Consider the following 16,107-nt stretch of genomic DNA (forward strand, 5'->3'; position numbering starts at 1 on the left):
AGTATGAAAATCAGATTCCTTTCGGCTAATGAGCAAAAACTGGCGGAGGTGCGTGAAATCCTGGAGCCAGTGGGCGTCGAAGTCTTGCCGATCGCTCGTCGTATTGAAGAAATTCAAACAGAGAATGAGCTGGATTTGGTGCGGGACAAACTCACAAAAGCCTTCTCAATTATTGGGCGTCCTCTCTTCGTTGAGCATACCGGACTTTATCTCGATGGGCTGAATGGCCTGCCTGCGGGGCTGACGCGCATATTCTGGAACCGGCTGGATGCCGATCGTTTTGCCTCCCTCGTTAATGGCCTCGATAGCCAGGGCGTCACGGCCAAAACCGTACTGGGCTATTGTGACGGGCGCAAAATGTATCAGTTTTACGGCGAATTACGTGGCACTATTGCCTCAAAACCGGCGGGCCCGCGTGGTTTTCAGTGGGACTGCGTGTTTATTCCTGAAGGCTACGATCAAACCTTCGCTGAGATGGGCGACAAGAAAAATGAAATCTCAAACCGTCGCATTGCACTGGACCGCTTCGCGTCCTTCTTAAAAACAGCACGAGGCGTGGCATGAAACCTGAACTGAAGCGGGCTTATGACTCCGGTAAGCTGATACTCTTTGCCGGTGCAGGCCTGTCCCGCAATCTTGGCCTGCCAGAATGGCATGAGCTCATTGCCCATCTGGCCAACGAGCTGGGGTACGATCCCAAAATTTTTAATACCTATGGTACGCACCTTTCCCTGGCCGAATACTATAAGCAAAAAAAAGGATCGCTAGGGCCGTTGAGAAGCTGGATGGATCGCGAATGGCATCGGCCGGATATTGATGTTCGTAGCTCTGAAATTCACACCATGATCACGCAGGGCAACTTTTCGCGTATCTATACCACCAATTATGACCGCTGGCTGGAAGCGGCACATGAGGCGCACGGTGTGCCTTACTCAAAAGTCGCGAATGCGGCCGATCTGGTGTCATTAACTGAAGACAAGCGCCACATCATTAAACTGCACGGCGACTTTGATGATGATACCTCCATCGTTTTAGATGAAAGCAGTTACTTTGAGCGCCTCTATTTTGATTCGCCGCTGGATATCAAACTGACCCATGATGTCATGGGGAATTCGGTGTTGTTCGTGGGCTACAGCATCAGTGACTTTAATATTCGTCTGCTGTTTTATCGCCTGACCAAAATGTGGGGGCGCACGGGCCTGGCCACTGCGCGCCCCAAGTCGTACCTTTTCACTAACCGCAATAACCCGGTGGCAAAAGAAGTGCTGGGTCAGTGGGGCATTGAAATGATCGTCTCTGAAGAAGACGATCCTCGAAAAGCCCTGGCCGATTTTATGCAAGCGCTTCTGGCGTGATGCGCGGGGCGGGGCTGACCACGTCGTTGTAAAATCTGAACCGCATGTCAGGTTTATCGGGCGTGGTGATTCTTCTCTGGAAAATGCGGATTACTGTGGTATGCTGTATAAATACACAGTATCTGAGGGCAAAACTATGGCTGTTGAGACAAAATTTGTAGTGGTCAGAAAAGGTGAAGAGAAGATGACATTTGCCAACAAAAAAGAGGCTGATGCCTACGACAAAATGCTGGATATGGCGGAAGCGTTCACCGACTGGTTGCTGACTCATCAGGCGGAGATGGATGAATCTCAGGCTGAAACACTCGGCCTGTTGCTGGCAGAACAAAAAGACGCCGTGCAGCACATTCTTCGCACCAGTAAACTGCCTCAGTCAACCTCAGGCGGTAGCGCCCCTGAAGCGACGGATGCTGATCATGCGCCGCAAAGTGACAAGAAAGTCCGCGCCGTCAAAGCCGCCTGACCGGGTTATGCTGGAAGCCTGCTTCCAGCATAACCACTCTCGTTTCCTGTCTTTTATCCGTCAATGACCGACTCAGCGGTGGGTCTTTTGATCCTTCTCAGCGAATCAAATGCGTTACGGCAAAAGCATAGTGATGAAGGTATCTGGCCATGCACGTCATGCAAAGTACATAACCATGAAACCAGCCTGATTTGTTTAGCATGAATGGGTTCCCGGTTCAGTTATGCCTGGTTAGAAGAGGGCACAGACTGCCATTGAATCCCCGTCTATGTATTGTTTCATATCAATACTATTCAGATCAGTAACGGATTCCTGCATATTATTATGGCCATGTTCAGGTCAGATCGGTCCGATCGCCTCGGGTCGTCGGATGGGAAATAACTAAAAAAGTGACACTGTCATTTCCGTCGTTACGTGCCTGATGTTTCGCACCCGGTGAAATTTCAATGCCTTGCTGCGCCTGCAGGAGATGCACGATGCCCTCAATTTCCATCGTCAGCTCTCCCTCTAAAACGAAAAAGAACTGGCGAGACTGAACGTGAAAGTGTCGGGTTTCAGCAGTCGCAGGCGGCATATGTTCATGAATAATGCTTAAATCCTGGCGTTTCAGCAGATGCCAGCCATCACAGTTATTTCCCCAAACATAATGTTCTGCGTTGTCTTTCGAAATCATAAATCCTCTTTATGCCCGCAACGGATAATGTGAGCCGATTCTGGCTTTGATTCATCTTATTAAAGTTAAATTCTGGCGCGCCGATAGTTATTCCAGGGACATGAAAGATTGTATCTGACAGGGTGGTCAACCTAGCCGGTGTATTCCAGGGGAATCAATATGACCACTCAACCCAGTAAAAAAACCATGAGTACCCGCACGCAGATGCTTGTTGCGGGCGGCCTGACGATTACGCTTGGGTTTACCGTGACGATTGGTGTTCTGAGCTGGCAGTCGGCAAAAGAACAAAAAACGCTGGCTGAACATTATCTGCAGCAGATCGCTCAAAGTCGCGGGCTGCAAATTCAACAAGAGCTGAGTTATGCCCTTAATATGGCGCACAGCTTAGGCCAAAGTCTGATTGCTTTACCCAAAGCGGGCATTAACGATCGTAAAGTCGCTGACAGAATCATGGAATATTCCCTCAGAGCCAATCCTGATTATCTCTCGATGTCTGTGATTTTTGAACCCAACGCGTTTGATGGTCGTGATGCTGAATTTGCAGGTCAGAGCGGACAGCCGCCACAGGGCCGTTATGCCTGGTTTGTTGACCGCGATCAGGCCGGTAATTACGCCATGCATCCGTTACTGTCCTTTTTAACGCCGGGTCAGGGTGATTATTATCTGGTTCCCCAGCAGACAAGAAAAGATACGCTGATTGAGCCCTACAGTTATGCCTACAATGGTATACCAACGTTATTGACCTCTGTAGCCTCACCCATTATCGATCAGGGTAAACTTTACGGCGTGGTGACTTCCGATATCTCCCTTGCCTCACTACAAAAGAAAGTTAACCAGATAAAACCCTGGCAGGACACCGGTTATGCCCTGTTGCTCTCTAACACAGGCAAAGTCGTTTCCTCGCCAGATAAAGATGAGGCGGGCAAAGCGTGGAAGGGGGAAAAAGACAATTTCACCCAGCAAATTGTGGAACATGACGACCCGGTGCTGGGCGAAAAAGCCATGTATACCTGGTATCCGGTCACGGTAGGCAATAGCGATAAGCCCTGGTACGTTGGGATTGTCGCACCGGTCAGCCAGGTGATGGCTGCGGCGAATCGCCAACTTTACTGGGCTATCGGACTAATGCTGGTAAGCATACTGTTAGTCGGCGCGGTGCTGGGGCTCTTGTTCAATCGCAAAGTCATGCGTCCGCTCGGCGGCGAGCCTGCAGAGGCAGCCAGAATAGCGCTGGCGGTTGCGGAAGGTAAGCTCAGTAACCGCTTTCACGTTGCACCGGGCGACAACAGCAGCCTGTTTTATGCGCTGCATACCATGCAAAGCCAGCTGCAATCTATTGTGGGCCAAATCAAAAATGCCAGCGCGTCGGTGCGAGAAGGGGCTAGCGAGATTGCCAGTGGTAACCTCGATCTGGCATCGCGTACCGAACAGCAGGCGGCTGCGCTGGAGGAGACTGCAGCCAGCATGGAGCAAATCAGCGCAACGGTTCGCCTGAATGCCGATAATGCTCAACAGGCCACGAATCTGACCGAAAATGCCACCTCAATCGCCAGCCGGGGCGAAGCGCTGGTTGGGCAGGTGGTGCAGACGATGTCACAGATTGATGACAGCTCGAAGAAAATTGGTGACATTACTACGATGATCAACAGCATCGCCTTCCAGACGAATATTCTGGCCCTTAACGCTGCGGTTGAGGCGGCGCGCGCTGGCGAGCAGGGACGAGGCTTTGCTGTCGTGGCCTCTGAGGTGCGTAATCTTGCGCAGCGAAGTGCGGGCGCGGTGAAAGATATCGCTGCCCTGATTGAAGAATCGAGCGTTCGGGTTCAAAGCGGCGTGAAACTGGTTAACGAAGCAGGCAAAACGATGCATGAGATGACGCAGGCCGTATCGTCAGTGCAGAGCATCATTGATGAAATCGTTTCTGCCTCTGATGAACAGGCGCGCGGTATCGGTCAGGTCACTGTCGCAGTTAACGAGATGGACGGTACGACACAACAAAACGCCGCACTGGTGCAGCAAATGTCGGCGGCCGCCAGCTCGCTGGAAGATCAGGCGCAGCAGTTGGCGCAAACGGTGGAGCAGTTCCGCTAACGCGCGGTAAACCGCTAAAACACAACCCGCACGGTGCGGGTTGTGTTTTCAGTCATTAACCCGGATAGATACCGCGATCTTTACGTGCCATCAGGATACGTTCGCAGGCCACGATATAGGCTGCGGTACGCAACGAGCACGCTTTCTCTTTGGCTTTTTCCCATACGTGAACCATGGCTTCCGTCATGATCTTGTCTGAGCGTTTATTAATTTCGTCTTCGCTCCAGAAGAAGCTGGCCATATCCTGCACCCATTCGAAGTAACTGACTGTCACACCTCCGGCGTTACAAATCACGTCGGGTACAACAATCACACCGCGGTTTGCCAGAACATCATCAGCATCCGGATAGGTCGGACCGTTAGCGCCTTCGAGCACCAGCTTACAGCTCAGGATCTCAGCACGCTCCCGCGTGATTTGTCCTTCCAGCGCGGCAGGGATCAGAATATCCATTTCCGTATGCCAGAAACGCTCTTTCTCGATGTTTTGTGCACCAGGGAAGCCTGCGATCTGCTTGTTTTCAGTCTGCCATTGTGTCAACGCATCCATATCCATGCCGTCAGCGTTGAACAGCGTTGCAGTGTGATCCTGAATCGCCACAACGCGCGCGCCCGCCTGACTAAACAATCGGGCGGCTTCACTGCCTACGTTACCAAATCCCTGTACAGCGACACGTGCGCCTTCAATCTGGATGCCGGCTCGGCCAGCAACCTCACGGCCAGTGACGAACACACCACGGCCGGTCGCTTTTTCACGGCCGAGGGAGCCGCCAAGGTGAATAGGTTTACCTGTCACCACACCAGTCACTGTGGTGCCCAGATTCATGGAGTAGGTATCCATCATCCAGGCCATCACTTTGCCATTGGTGCCGACATCGGGGGCCGGGATATCTTTTTGCGGTCCAATGATGATACCGATCTCGCTGGTATAGCGGCGCGTCAGACGTTCGAGTTCGCCTTCAGACAGTTTAAAAGGATCGACCCGAATCCCACCTTTTGCCCCGCCGTAGGGCAGATTGACAGCGGCACACTTGATGGTCATCCAGGCTGAAAGGGCCATGACCTCATTTAAATCGACATCGGGATGATAGCGAATCCCGCCTTTACCCGGACCGCGTGAAAGGTTGTGCTGAACACGATAACCCTCAAAATGACGAATGGAGCCGTCATCCATTTGCAGAGGAATATCAACAATTAATGCACGCTTAGGATGACGTAAAGTATCAATCCAGCGCGTAAGGTCGCCCAGGTAAGGCGCAACGCGATCGATTTGTTGTAGGTAGGTGGACCAGGCTGAAGTACTACTGTCAGACGCGTAAGATAACTTATCCATACAAAACCTTTCTTATCGAAGTTATTTATTGTGTTGAGCCGTGGAATGACGCGCGCTTAAGCGCGCCGACATAATTTATCATTACCAGAGAAAATATGATGTCGACCAGGCGGTCATTATCCCCATGCTATTTCGATTAACGGTGAATAAGAGTGAATAATATTTCGACTTATCTGCCCCTGATGCGGCTGTTTCGTGCATAAATAAGGCATTGTTAGTGCATAAACCAAAAATTTTATGATTTATCAGTTCTTTGAAGGGGGTCAAAAAGTTAATGAATTGTTTCAAAGGATATTGACTTTGTTGCACCGCCAGGGTGCATAAATATAAGTAATGCGAAGGTTACTTTCACTTATGCGAAGAGGCTAACGGACAATATCTCACGCTTTTATCACCGACGGCAGAGCAGAAAATAAGACGTGCCAGCAACATGCGTTTATTAAAACGGGATGGAACTCAACCGCCAAATTTTTAACCTGAATAAGGAAGACGGCCGTGAGCGGATGAAAAAGGCTGCGAACAGTAGTGCATCAGTTTACGCTCTGACCTTCTGAAATCAGCGACAACAGATGGTTAACCGCTTTAGACGCATTATTCCGCCGCCAGGCAAAAGCCACATCGGTAAAAAGCGTATTGTTGGCGATTTCCCGGAAGCAAATCTGCGGATTCTGCACGCAAACCATCGATTCCGGTATAAGGGCTATACCGCAACCTGCGCCGACCATACCTAAAGAAGAACTGATTTGCGGAGCCTGCTGAAAAGACGATGAGGAGAAACCCGCGCGCAAACAGGCACTGACAATAAGCTCATACAGGCTGGGTGAAACGTCTCGCGGAAAAATAATTAAGGTTTCCTGCACCAGTTCGCTCAGCGCGATGCTGGGTTTTTGTTGCAGAGGATGCGCAGCAGGCAAAGCCAGCAGCATCCGTTCGGTAGAAATGACGCGCAAATTAAACGATTTACTGCTTTCGCAGGGAAGACGAAGAAATGCCGCGTCCAGCAATCCCTCCTGGAGATCCTGAATAAGCAATGACATGTTCTCTTCCCGCGTCATCAGCTCCAGGGCGGGATAGCGATCTTTAAATCGCCGAATAATCTCAAAGACGTTGGGATCAAATGCTACCGAACTGGCAAAGCCTAGCGACATTTTGCCAGAGATCCCCCGGGCAACGCCTTTCGCCTTTTCCAGCGCATGATCGGCGAGTTGAATGATTTCAATCGCATCCGCCAGAAATGTTTTTCCTGCATCCGTCAGTTCCACACCGCGCGTCAGTCGTTTTAACAGCGGCGTACCGATTTCATGCTCCAGTCGCTGAATTTGCTGACTGAGTGGCGGCTGCGAAATGCCAAGCAATTCGGCCGCTCGGGTAAAGTGCTGCGTTTGAGCGACAGCAACGAAATAACGTAGATGGCGCAGTTCCATATTAAAAACGTCTCAAAGTTTACAGGTTTTGCTATTGGATTCTGTCCGCAAACAGGGTCACCATTATGTTAACACGGCTTAACAGTTAACCTACGAGGCATCCGATGAGCAATTTTGTAACTGATTGTTCCTGCGAGGATCAACTAAAAGATACCGTTCAAAAGCTGCGAAAAAAAATGCCAGAAAGTGTTATGTATCAAACCTCTTTGATGAGTGCGCTGCTGAGTGGTGTTTATGACGGTGAAACCAGGATTGCTGACTTACTGCGCAAAGGTGACTTTGGTCTGGGAACCTTCAATCAGCTGGATGGTGAACTCATTGCGTTCGACAGCAATGTGTATCAGCTGCGCGCCGATGGCAGTGCCCGGCCTGCTGATCCTGACCAGAAAACGCCATTTGCGGTAATGACCTTTTTTCAACCCCAGCATAAACACGTTTTTGAACGCGCGGTTCAGCGCGATGCGCTGCACCAGCTTATCGACAGCGAAATCACCTCCGACAACCAGTTTTGTGCACTGCGTGTAAGCGGACATTTTTCATCCGTCCAGACGCGTACCGTTCCGTGCCAGTGCCGGCCTTACCGATCGATGCCTGAAGTTCTGGGAAACCAGCCCATATTTGAATTCACGCATCGCCATGGCGAGCTTATTGGCTTCCGCACGCCGCAGTACATGCAGGGTATCAACGTCGCGGGATATCACGAACATTTCATCACAGACGACAGAACCGGCGGTGGGCATATCCTGGATTATGTGCTGGAGCAGGGCACGCTGACTTTTGGTGCCATCAGCAAGCTGGTGATCGATTTACCTGAAAACGCCGACTTTCTTAATGCCAACCTGACGCCGGAAAATCTGGATGATGCCATCCGTTCTGTCGAAAGCTAATCACGAGGCCTGAAATATGAAAACTCTCTCTGATACGACACTCTGGCACTGCGGTGCAGACCTGGTTGTCGCGCAACTTGAAGCGCAAGGCGTCAGCCATGTGTTTGGCATCCCTGGCGCAAAAATTGATAAGGTATTTGATTCCCTACTGGATTCATCCATTCAGACGATTCCCGTGCGGCATGAGGCGAATGCCGCCTTTATGGCCGCGGCAGTAGGCCGTCTGACGGGTAACGCTGGCGTGGCGCTGGTCACATCCGGCCCGGGCTGCTCAAACCTGGTGACCGGTATGGCTACCGCAACCAGTGAGGGCGACCCGGTGGTGGCTATTGGGGGCGCGGTCAAACGCTCCGACAGCGCCAAGCAGGTTCACCAGAGTCTTGATACCGTATCTATGTTCCGCCCGGTGACAAAATATGCGGTTGAAGTCACCGACTCGTCGGCACTGGCGGAATGTGTATCAAACGCGTTTCGTCACGCTGAACACGGTCGCGGCGGCGGTGCGTTTGTCAGCCTGCCACAGGATATCGTTGATCAGCCGGTCACGGGTAAGGTGCTGAGCCATCACGGCCGCATCACGCTGGGTGCGGCACCGGATGTGATGATTGATGCGGTCAGCCGTGAGATCGCCCACGCAAAAAATCCCGTGATTTTGCTGGGCCTGATGGCAAGCCAGCCTGAGAATAGCGAAGCCATTCACGATCTGTTAAACCGCAGCCATATCCCGGTAACCAGCACGTATCAGGCTGCGGGTGCCGTTCGCCAGGAGCACTTTTCCCGTTTTGCCGGTCGCGTGGGACTTTTCAACAATCAGGCAGGCGACAAGCTGCTGCAACAGGCCGACCTGATTATTACCATCGGCTACAGCCCGGTTGAGTATGAACCTGCCATGTGGAACAGCGGGAATGCCACCTTAATCCACATTGACGTTGTGCCAGCGGAAACGGATAACCGCTATTTGCCAGATGCGGAGCTGGTCGGCAACATCGCCGCCACGCTGCGTAAACTGGCACAAAAGGTCAGCCAGCCGTTACAGCTCAGCAAGGAGGCTGCCAGTATCCTTGAGGACCGTCAGCAGCAGCGGCAGTTACTTGCATTACAGGGCGCGAGCCTGAATCAGTTTGCTCTTCATCCGCTGCGCATCGTGCGTGCGATGCAGGACATTATCAACAGCGACGTCAGCCTCACCGTTGATATGGGCAGCTTCCATATCTGGATTGCCCGCTATCTCTACAGCTTCCGCGCACGCCAAATCATGATTTCTAACGGGCAGCAAACCATGGGCGTGGCCTTGCCCTGGGCGATTGGTGCCTGGCTGGTCGATCCACAGCGTAAAGTCGTCTCGGTTTCAGGAGATGGCGGCTTCCTGCAGTCAAGCATGGAGCTGGAAACCGCCGTCAGGCTCAACGCCAACATTTTGCACATTGTCTGGGTCGATAATGCTTACAACATGGTGGCGATGCAGGAAGAGAAAAAATATCAGCGTGTTTCAGGCGTGAACTTTGGACCCATTGATTTTAAAGCCTATGCGGAAGCATTCGGTGCGGCGGGATTCGCGGTGAACAGTGCCTCCGAACTGGAACCCACGCTGCGCAAAGCGATGGATGTTCAGGGGCCTGCTGTTGTGGCAGTGCCAGTGGATTACGCCGATAACCACTTGCTGATGGGGCAGCTTCACCTCAGCCAGTTACTTTAATTTCAACGGAATAAGGAAACGATGATGAAAATGCGGGTTGCGCTTGTGACAGGTGCGGGTCAGGGCATTGGTGAGGCGATAGCCTTACGTCTGGCAAAAGACGGATTTGCCGTGGCCGTGGCTGATTATAATATTGAAACCGCGTCGCAGGTTGCGGAAAAGATCAAGAAAGATGGCGGCCGTGCGTTGGCCATCAAGGTGGATGTAACAAAACGGGATCAGGTATTTCATGCCGTAGAAGAAGCGCGCAGCGTATTGGGTGATTTTAACGTCATTGTGAATAACGCAGGTGTCGCGCCCTCAACGCCCATTGATGAAATCACCGAAGAGGTCATCAACAAGGTTTACGACGTTAATGTCAAAGGCGTGATCTGGGGCATGCAGGCCGCGATAAAAGCGTTCGCGTCTGAAGGCCATGGCGGAAAAATTATTAACGCCTGCTCTCAGGCCGGGCATGTCGGCAATCCCGAGCTGGCAGTTTACAGCTCAAGCAAGTTTGCTGTTCGGGGCCTGACACAAACTGCCGCACGGGATCTGGCACCGGCGGGGATCACCGTAAATGGCTTTTGTCCTGGTATTGTTAAAACACCGATGTGGGCGGAGATCGACAGGCAGATTTCCGAAGCGGCAGGCAAACCCGTGGGTTATGGTACTCAGGAGTTTGCGAAAAGAATCACGCTTGGTCGGTTATCAGAACCCGCAGATGTCGCAGCCTGTGTCGCCTTTCTTGCCGGCCCGGATTCTGATTACATCACCGGACAGTCGTTACTGGTAGACGGCGGCATGGTGTTTAGCTAACCGGAAAAATGTCTGGCGCTACGGCGCCAGACTGCCCGGTATTCTGTCACCTCGCATGAGGTAGGCTGAGATCCTGCATGACGTCCTGTAAAAAAATAACGCCGCTTACTTTTTCCCTCATTTCCTGACAATTTTAAGAGCATACCGAGCGTTTCCGGGCTTCCATCGTTCAGTGAAACGGCTAAAATAATGCGTTCATTTGCCAGGGAGTAAGACAGCTATAATGCGTTATCGTAATCTTTTTACCGCACTTGCGGTCGCCACAACATTAGCCGGATGCGCCCGGCATCCCGCCGCCAATCCCCCCGCTGCGGCAGCGGATGATTTTACGACCGGACAGACCCAGATCGATGTTTCACACGTGATTACGCGTGCGGATGACGGTTCACATATTTATCTGACGGTAGATGGTAAAGATGCAGGCGAACTGCCCAATGGTGAAAGCAAAATCCTTCGTGTTCCCGCGGGTAAACATGAAGTCGGCGGTTACGTGCGCACGTTGTTTGGCCTGGGGCGGGTAACTATTGATCCACTTGAAGTGACAACGTCACCTGAAGACGTTAAAAAAGTGGCTTATACCGTGACTCGTAATAAGGCGACCTTTGTTGAACAACCTAAACAGAGAGAACCCCAGCCGGCACAGACGCAGGAACAGGGCTAATCTGTCCTGCTAACGTCAGGTCGTGAATTTCACTGCCTGGCGATCGTTCAGATAGCGTTACGACGGCAGCAGGTTATCTTTCTGCTGACGTCGACCCGCCGTGTAGTGCCCGTGACCTCAGTGCTTTATGGCGTTAATCTCGCCTTGACGACAGCCGTTGTGCTTTTGATGACACATGAGGCACGATGGCAATTTTGATCACCCATAGCGCCTGTTAATGAATGCCTATAGCCCCAGTTCACTGAGAGAGGGATGATCGTCCGGTCGGCGGCCCTGAGGCCAGTGAAACAGTCGCTGACTGTCGGTAATGGCCACGTCGTTAATGCTGGCATGGCGTTTCACCATGTAGCCATTCTCATCAAATTCCCAGTTCTCATTGCCGTAGGAACGGAACCAGTTTGCCTGGCTGTCATGCCACTCATAGGCAAAGCGCACGGCGATACGATTTGAATGAAAACTCCACAACTCTTTGATCAACCGGTACTCTGCTTCCCTTTGCCATTTGTCTCGTAAAAACGCCACAATTTCGGCCCGGCCCGTAATAAACCTATCGCGATTTCGCCATGCGCTGTCGGGAGAATAGGCCAGAGAAACACGTTCGGGATCCCGGCTGTTCCAGGCATCCTCTGCCAGGCGCACTTTCTTTATCGCATCCTGTACATCGTTAAACGGGGGTAAAGGCTGACGTGGTGATTCCATAAGGTCTCCTGAAACGCTGGCAGACTCAGCGACACTTCAGCATTGGAGTGCCGGCTGATGACATTCATAAACGGGCAGGTTTTAGAGCGAAATGGCGTGAACCTGACAAACGGCGCGTGCCGCTTCTTTACCTTTTTTCACAAAATGCTCGGTATAAAAACGCACGAATTCGTCGGCAGGCTGAAAATTATGCGGCGTCAGTGAAACAGAAAACACGGGAACATTGGTAGCCAGCTGAGCCTGCATGAGTCCACTGACCACAGCCTGCGCCACGAAGTCGTGGCGGTAAATGCCGCCATCAACGACCAGGGCCGCACAAACAATGGCGTCAAACTGACCTGTTTGCGCCAGGCGCTGCGCCAGTAAAGGCATTTCAAAGGCACCAGGCACGTCCCAGGTTTTAATTTCGTAAGACGTGCCGCTGTTTTCCATTTCCTGATTAAAGCCAGCCAGGGTTTGAGAAACAATGTCGCTGTGCCAGTTTGCCTTGATAAAGGCGACTCTTAACGGTTGCATAACTTACTCCAGTAAACGTGACATCCGGTGCACGTGAAATCGCAAAACGATCGCATTCTTCCGAATCAAAAATAAAGCTGTCTGATGAGCAGCACAGTAAATTCGCTCAGCACTTCTTGAATCACCTGGCTACCTGAGCGCCGGAGCCGGATGACGTCTCTTGCTTATGGCCGACATTATAAACTGATGTCAATAATCCGTGCTTATCTTTAATCCGCTTTTACCGCCATCCACCGTTACGGACGGCACCGATCTTGCGCGGATCATCCGCCAGAGCGCTGTCGTGTTTTATCCGTCTGGCCAATGCTCGCTTTTTGCGTAACGCTTTCCATTAATGTATCAGCTTAAAAATAGTACTGGATATTTAAACAGGTAATTGTATAATTATTCCACTGCCCGTTGGGTGTTGTCTGGAATGATTAGGGGGTAAAGCCCATGATGATATCGACAGAAATCTTCAAAGCAACGGATCATGCCATTACGATGACAAGCCGTGAAATTGCCCAAATGACCGGCAATACGCACGGCGAAGTTAAACGCTTAATTAAAAGTCTTGAAACGGCGCAGCGCCTTTCTCAGCCGCTTTCAGTCAATCTCTATGAGCGCGAAGGCCAGACGCGTGAGGAGTTCTGCCTGAATAAACGCGACTCTCTGCTGGCTGTCGCCCGACTTTCGCCGGGTTTTACGGCCGATGCGCTCGATCGCTGGCAGGCCCTTGAAGAGCGTGTTCATCTGCCAGATTTTACGAACCCTGCTGAAGCCGCTCGTGCCTGGGCTGAACAGTTTGAACAGCGACGCGCAGCAGAGAAACAACTGGCCGAATCGGCACCAAAAGCCGCTTTTTTTGACCACTTTGTCAACGTTGAAACGTCTCTGGGTTTCCGTCAGTTGTGCAAAATGCTGAAAGCCAAAGAGCCAGATTTTCGCCAGTTCCTGCTGGAGCGCAATATTATGTTCCGTGACAAGGGAGCCTTAAGGCCCCAGCATTACCATCTGCAGGCGGGTTACTTTACACTGCATTCAGGTACGGCGGACAATCAGCATGCTTTCTCGCAGGCTCGCTTTACCGCCAATGGTGTCAGATGGATTGCCAGCCTGTGGGCCGGACATCTCTCTGCTCAACTCAAAGGTGCGGCGGCTTAGCCTCACTTCTAGCGTGGAACAGGCCGCTGACGATGCGGCCTGTTTCAGCCAGCCTTTTACCAGCCTTTGATCGCATCACCTTTGTAAACTTCTTCTGCTTTGGCCGCGACTTCCGGAGACTGTAACGCAGACTTCAGCTTTTGGATTTTATCGCTGTCTTTGTTGTCCTGACGTGATACCAACGCATTGACGTAAGGCGATGAGGCGCTTTCCATAAACAACCCATCGCGACGCGCCGACAGGCCAGCCTGGGCAGAGAAGTTGGTATTTATGATTGAAAGCGTGACATTTGGATCGTCAAGAGTACGGGTTAACTGCGGCGTATCCACCTCAACCAGCTTCAGATGCTTAGGGTTTTCGATGATATCCAGCGAGGTCGGCAAATAGCCCACGCCGTCTTTGAGCTTAATTAAGCCCTGAGCCTGCAACAGCAACAGACTGCGGCCCAGCGTTGTGGCCTCATTAGAAAGGGTAATAGTATCGCCATCTTTGAGTTCGCTGATGTTTTTAATCTTGTGAGAATAGGCAGCGATAGGGAAAACAAAGGTTTTACCGACAACGGCAAATTTGTAGCCACGCTCTTTAGACTGTTCTTCCAAATAGGGGAGGCTCTGAAAGGCGTTGGCATCAACTTCTTTATTGTTCAGCGCTTCGTTTGGCAGTACGTAATCGTTGAAGTTAAGCACTTCAACATCCAGCTGATACTTGTCTTTGGCAATTTTCTGAACTTCCTGCCAGATAGCTTCGTCGGGACCGGTGTTGATCGCCACTTTAACTTTATGATCGTTATCAGGTGAGCAGGCGGACAACAGTAATACGGAACTGGCGATTAGCGCCGTAAATAAACCTTTCATTAGTAGCGATTCCCATCAGTAAAAGATGTCAAAAGCCTAATACAATTTATCCGCCTTGCGTACTGACGCGGCGATATAAGATATAACCATTACTGCATGATTTGTCTAAAAATTCACCGCATGGTCATCAGGCCCTATCCTGGCGTTTTTAACCGCTGGCAGGGTAATTGACGTCGTCGAACACGATCATAGGCTACGTTTAAACACGTTATTCATTTCAGTATTGCCGACGCGAGTCAGGAGAAACCATGTCAGGGAATCATTCAGATAAATCATCAGAGAAAAAAATCGTTGCCGTACAGGTGTTAAAAAGTAGTGAAGCATGGAACGGTCAACACATTGACGCTTATCCGCAGGGTGAACCCGAACTGACCGTGATGCGCCTGACCATTCCGGCTCATTCTTCGTTACCCTGGCATACGCATCCCATGCCGAATGCGTGTTTTATCCTGTCAGGTACGCTTGTAGTTGAGGATAAAGAAACGGGTGAGCAGCAAACCTTTCAGGCTGGCGAAGCGTTAAATGAAACGGTGAACAGCGCACATCGCGGCTTTACGCTGAACACGCCTGCCGAGTTGGTGATTACCTATGCGGGGGTGAAAGGGATGGAGCTGACCGACCCGCTTCCCGGCGAACCTGAGGAGTTCTAGCGTGAGAATGCCTACCGGTACAGTTTCGGGTTAAACACTCGCTGGAGCCAGTCCTTTGCAGATCGCGTGAACGGGGCAGAAAACCTGATTCAGGGTGCGCATTTGGCATCTGGAATACTGTGTAGGGTCATGGCGCAAAAAAAACCAGCCGGTGAAGGCTGGTTTACGTTTGTATGCAACTCTCATTACGCTTTCAGCGAGGCGCCGCCGCAGATAACCAGTTCCTGGCCCGTAATGGCTGCGGCGGGTTCGCTGAGTAGATAACCCACTAGCGAGGCGACTTCTTCTGGTTGAATGAGCCGGCCAATCGGCGGAACCATAGGGGCCGACGACGTACGTTCAGGTCGGGTGAGCATGGGGGTTTCGGTCGCACCAGGCGCAACAACGTTAACAGTGATGTTACGCGGTGCCAGCTCCATTCCCCACGAGCGAACCATGCCAACCAGCGCCGCTTTGGTTGCAGCGTACTGCGAGCGGTTGGCGGCACCTCGCGACGTGCGGCTACCTATAATGACAATCCTACTGCCAGGCTGCATCATCGGCACAAAGTGGTTCACCAGGACTTCCGCCGCCTGAACGTGCAACGACCACAGGCGCGCGCCGGCAGCGCTATCAAGTTCGCCTAACGGGGCGGCCACCATCATCCCTGCTGCATGTATCAACGCATCCGGGGTACCGAGTGTGCTGATAACCGACTTAAGCTGTTCCGCATCCGTTAAATCCACGGCAACCCAGTTAAGGTTCGGTGAGGCCATCTCTCCCTGGGTTCTGCTAAGTCCCGTCACTTTCCAGCCGTTATTCAGCAGATGATGGGTGATGGCCTGGCCGATACCGGAACTGTATCCCGTGACGATAGCGTGACGCATC

General features: G+C 51.7%; 17 protein-coding genes. 10 read left to right on the forward strand and 7 right to left on the reverse strand.

Annotated features, from left to right (window positions below):
* Nucleotides 1-3 precede the first annotated feature (3 nt).
* The 3 genes from DFO57_RS14965 (at nucleotide 4) to DFO57_RS14975 (ending at nucleotide 1,818) form a co-directional block, all read left to right on the forward strand.
* Nucleotides 4-564, forward strand: coding sequence for a non-canonical purine NTP pyrophosphatase (locus DFO57_RS14965; protein WP_013027794.1), 561 nt, complete (start codon nucleotides 4-6; stop codon nucleotides 562-564).
* Nucleotides 561-1,355 carry an SIR2 family protein gene (locus DFO57_RS14970; protein ID WP_013027795.1) on the forward strand — a complete coding sequence of 265 codons (795 nt, stop codon included), beginning with the start codon at nucleotides 561-563 and terminating at the stop codon, nucleotides 1,353-1,355. Before DFO57_RS14965 ends, DFO57_RS14970 begins: the two co-directional genes overlap by 4 nt.
* 136 nt (nucleotides 1,356-1,491) lie before the next feature.
* Complete coding sequence (locus DFO57_RS14975; protein ID WP_014333057.1) at nucleotides 1,492-1,818, forward strand: YebG family protein; 327 nt, start codon at nucleotides 1,492-1,494, stop codon at nucleotides 1,816-1,818.
* 334 nt (nucleotides 1,819-2,152) lie between these two features.
* On the opposite strand, the gene DFO57_RS14980 is transcribed toward DFO57_RS14975, so the two are convergent.
* Entirely contained in the window at nucleotides 2,153-2,491 is a 339-nt protein-coding gene (locus DFO57_RS14980; RefSeq protein ID WP_019105854.1) for a cupin domain-containing protein, read from the reverse strand.
* 159 nt (nucleotides 2,492-2,650) lie between these two features.
* On the opposite strand from DFO57_RS14980, the gene DFO57_RS14985 reads away from it, so the two are divergent.
* Nucleotides 2,651-4,582, forward strand: coding sequence for a methyl-accepting chemotaxis protein (locus DFO57_RS14985; protein WP_110015481.1), 1,932 nt, complete (start codon nucleotides 2,651-2,653; stop codon nucleotides 4,580-4,582).
* 55 nt (nucleotides 4,583-4,637) lie between these two features.
* On the opposite strand, the gene DFO57_RS14990 is transcribed toward DFO57_RS14985, so the two are convergent.
* Together DFO57_RS14990 and DFO57_RS14995 are read right to left on the reverse strand one after the other, a co-directional pair.
* Complete coding sequence (locus DFO57_RS14990) at nucleotides 4,638-5,912, reverse strand: Glu/Leu/Phe/Val dehydrogenase (RefSeq protein WP_013027799.1); 1,275 nt, start codon at nucleotides 5,910-5,912, stop codon at nucleotides 4,638-4,640.
* A gap of 530 nt (nucleotides 5,913-6,442) precedes the next feature.
* Entirely contained in the window at nucleotides 6,443-7,336 is an 894-nt protein-coding gene (locus DFO57_RS14995; protein WP_014333059.1) for a LysR family transcriptional regulator, read from the reverse strand.
* A gap of 104 nt (nucleotides 7,337-7,440) precedes the next feature.
* On the opposite strand from DFO57_RS14995, the gene budA reads away from it, so the two are divergent.
* The 4 genes from budA to DFO57_RS15015 all read left to right on the forward strand — a co-directional run bounded on the left by budA (nucleotide 7,441) and on the right by DFO57_RS15015 (nucleotide 11,378).
* A complete protein-coding gene (gene budA / locus DFO57_RS15000) occupies nucleotides 7,441-8,223 on the forward strand; it encodes an acetolactate decarboxylase (RefSeq protein ID WP_064374360.1) in 783 nt (260 codons plus the stop codon).
* A gap of 16 nt (nucleotides 8,224-8,239) precedes the next feature.
* Complete coding sequence (gene alsS, locus DFO57_RS15005) at nucleotides 8,240-9,919, forward strand: acetolactate synthase AlsS (protein WP_014604595.1); 1,680 nt, start codon at nucleotides 8,240-8,242, stop codon at nucleotides 9,917-9,919.
* 24 nt (nucleotides 9,920-9,943) lie between these two features.
* Nucleotides 9,944-10,717 (forward strand): (S)-acetoin forming diacetyl reductase, encoded by a 774-nt coding sequence (locus DFO57_RS15010; protein ID WP_028716045.1) that lies wholly within the window; start codon nucleotides 9,944-9,946, stop codon nucleotides 10,715-10,717.
* A 223-nt stretch (nucleotides 10,718-10,940) separates the two neighbouring features.
* A complete protein-coding gene (locus DFO57_RS15015; protein WP_110015482.1) occupies nucleotides 10,941-11,378 on the forward strand; it encodes a hypothetical protein in 438 nt (145 codons plus the stop codon).
* A gap of 225 nt (nucleotides 11,379-11,603) precedes the next feature.
* On the opposite strand, the gene DFO57_RS15020 is transcribed toward DFO57_RS15015, so the two are convergent.
* Nucleotides 11,604-12,077 carry a nuclear transport factor 2 family protein gene (locus DFO57_RS15020; RefSeq protein ID WP_014333065.1) on the reverse strand — a complete coding sequence of 158 codons (474 nt, stop codon included), beginning with the start codon at nucleotides 12,075-12,077 and terminating at the stop codon, nucleotides 11,604-11,606.
* An 81-nt stretch (nucleotides 12,078-12,158) separates the two neighbouring features.
* Nucleotides 12,159-12,593, reverse strand: a complete 435-nt coding sequence (locus DFO57_RS15025; RefSeq protein WP_014604597.1) for a 6,7-dimethyl-8-ribityllumazine synthase — start codon at nucleotides 12,591-12,593, stop codon at nucleotides 12,159-12,161.
* A 435-nt stretch (nucleotides 12,594-13,028) separates the two neighbouring features.
* Here DFO57_RS15025 and DFO57_RS15030 point away from each other — a divergent pair, with 435 nt between their 5' ends.
* Nucleotides 13,029-13,736 (forward strand): phage antirepressor KilAC domain-containing protein, encoded by a 708-nt coding sequence (locus tag DFO57_RS15030; protein ID WP_014333068.1) that lies wholly within the window; start codon nucleotides 13,029-13,031, stop codon nucleotides 13,734-13,736.
* Between the two features lie 56 nt (nucleotides 13,737-13,792).
* On the opposite strand, the gene DFO57_RS15035 is transcribed toward DFO57_RS15030, so the two are convergent.
* Entirely contained in the window at nucleotides 13,793-14,590 is a 798-nt protein-coding gene (locus DFO57_RS15035) for a MetQ/NlpA family ABC transporter substrate-binding protein (RefSeq protein ID WP_013027808.1), read from the reverse strand.
* 248 nt (nucleotides 14,591-14,838) lie between these two features.
* Here DFO57_RS15035 and DFO57_RS15040 point away from each other — a divergent pair, with 248 nt between their 5' ends.
* On the forward strand, nucleotides 14,839-15,240 hold the full coding sequence (locus DFO57_RS15040) for a cupin domain-containing protein (RefSeq protein WP_078829094.1): 402 nt from the start codon (nucleotides 14,839-14,841) through the stop codon (nucleotides 15,238-15,240).
* A 185-nt stretch (nucleotides 15,241-15,425) separates the two neighbouring features.
* Here the strand turns inward: DFO57_RS15040 and DFO57_RS15045 are convergent, their stop codons facing one another.
* Nucleotides 15,426-16,106, reverse strand: coding sequence for an SDR family NAD(P)-dependent oxidoreductase (locus tag DFO57_RS15045; protein WP_072139138.1), 681 nt, complete (start codon nucleotides 16,104-16,106; stop codon nucleotides 15,426-15,428).
* Between the last annotated feature and the right edge of the window lies 1 nt (nucleotide 16,107).

The sequence above is a fragment of the Pantoea sp. AG702 genome, assembly GCF_003182295.1.
GTDB classification, from domain to species: Bacteria; Pseudomonadota; Gammaproteobacteria; order Enterobacterales; family Enterobacteriaceae; genus Pantoea; species Pantoea ananatis.

Excerpts from the sequence above, each read along its gene's own strand:
- DFO57_RS15040 (WP_078829094.1), top strand. The coding sequence starts at position 14,839 with ATGTCAGGGAATCATTCAGATAAATCATCAGAGAAAAAAATCGTTGCC.
- DFO57_RS14970 (WP_013027795.1), top strand. The coding sequence starts at position 561 with ATGAAACCTGAACTGAAGCGGGCTTATGACTCCGGTAAGCTGATACTC.
- DFO57_RS15010 (WP_028716045.1), top strand. The coding sequence starts at position 9,944 with ATGAAAATGCGGGTTGCGCTTGTGACAGGTGCGGGTCAGGGCATTGGT.
- DFO57_RS14995 (WP_014333059.1), bottom strand. The coding sequence starts at position 7,336 with ATGGAACTGCGCCATCTACGTTATTTCGTTGCTGTCGCTCAAACGCAG.
- DFO57_RS14975 (WP_014333057.1), top strand. The coding sequence starts at position 1,492 with ATGGCTGTTGAGACAAAATTTGTAGTGGTCAGAAAAGGTGAAGAGAAG.
- DFO57_RS14990 (WP_013027799.1), bottom strand. The coding sequence starts at position 5,912 with ATGGATAAGTTATCTTACGCGTCTGACAGTAGTACTTCAGCCTGGTCC.
- alsS (WP_014604595.1), top strand. The coding sequence starts at position 8,240 with ATGAAAACTCTCTCTGATACGACACTCTGGCACTGCGGTGCAGACCTG.
- DFO57_RS14985 (WP_110015481.1), top strand. The coding sequence starts at position 2,651 with ATGACCACTCAACCCAGTAAAAAAACCATGAGTACCCGCACGCAGATG.
- DFO57_RS15020 (WP_014333065.1), bottom strand. The coding sequence starts at position 12,077 with ATGGAATCACCACGTCAGCCTTTACCCCCGTTTAACGATGTACAGGAT.
- DFO57_RS14965 (WP_013027794.1), top strand. The coding sequence starts at position 4 with ATGAAAATCAGATTCCTTTCGGCTAATGAGCAAAAACTGGCGGAGGTG.
- budA (WP_064374360.1), top strand. The coding sequence starts at position 7,441 with ATGAGCAATTTTGTAACTGATTGTTCCTGCGAGGATCAACTAAAAGAT.
- DFO57_RS14980 (WP_019105854.1), bottom strand. The coding sequence starts at position 2,491 with ATGATTTCGAAAGACAACGCAGAACATTATGTTTGGGGAAATAACTGT.
- DFO57_RS15025 (WP_014604597.1), bottom strand. The coding sequence starts at position 12,593 with ATGCAACCGTTAAGAGTCGCCTTTATCAAGGCAAACTGGCACAGCGAC.
- DFO57_RS15015 (WP_110015482.1), top strand. The coding sequence starts at position 10,941 with ATGCGTTATCGTAATCTTTTTACCGCACTTGCGGTCGCCACAACATTA.
- DFO57_RS15035 (WP_013027808.1), bottom strand. The coding sequence starts at position 14,590 with ATGAAAGGTTTATTTACGGCGCTAATCGCCAGTTCCGTATTACTGTTG.
- DFO57_RS15030 (WP_014333068.1), top strand. The coding sequence starts at position 13,029 with ATGATGATATCGACAGAAATCTTCAAAGCAACGGATCATGCCATTACG.
- DFO57_RS15045 (WP_072139138.1), bottom strand. The coding sequence starts at position 16,106 with ATGCGTCACGCTATCGTCACGGGATACAGTTCCGGTATCGGCCAGGCC.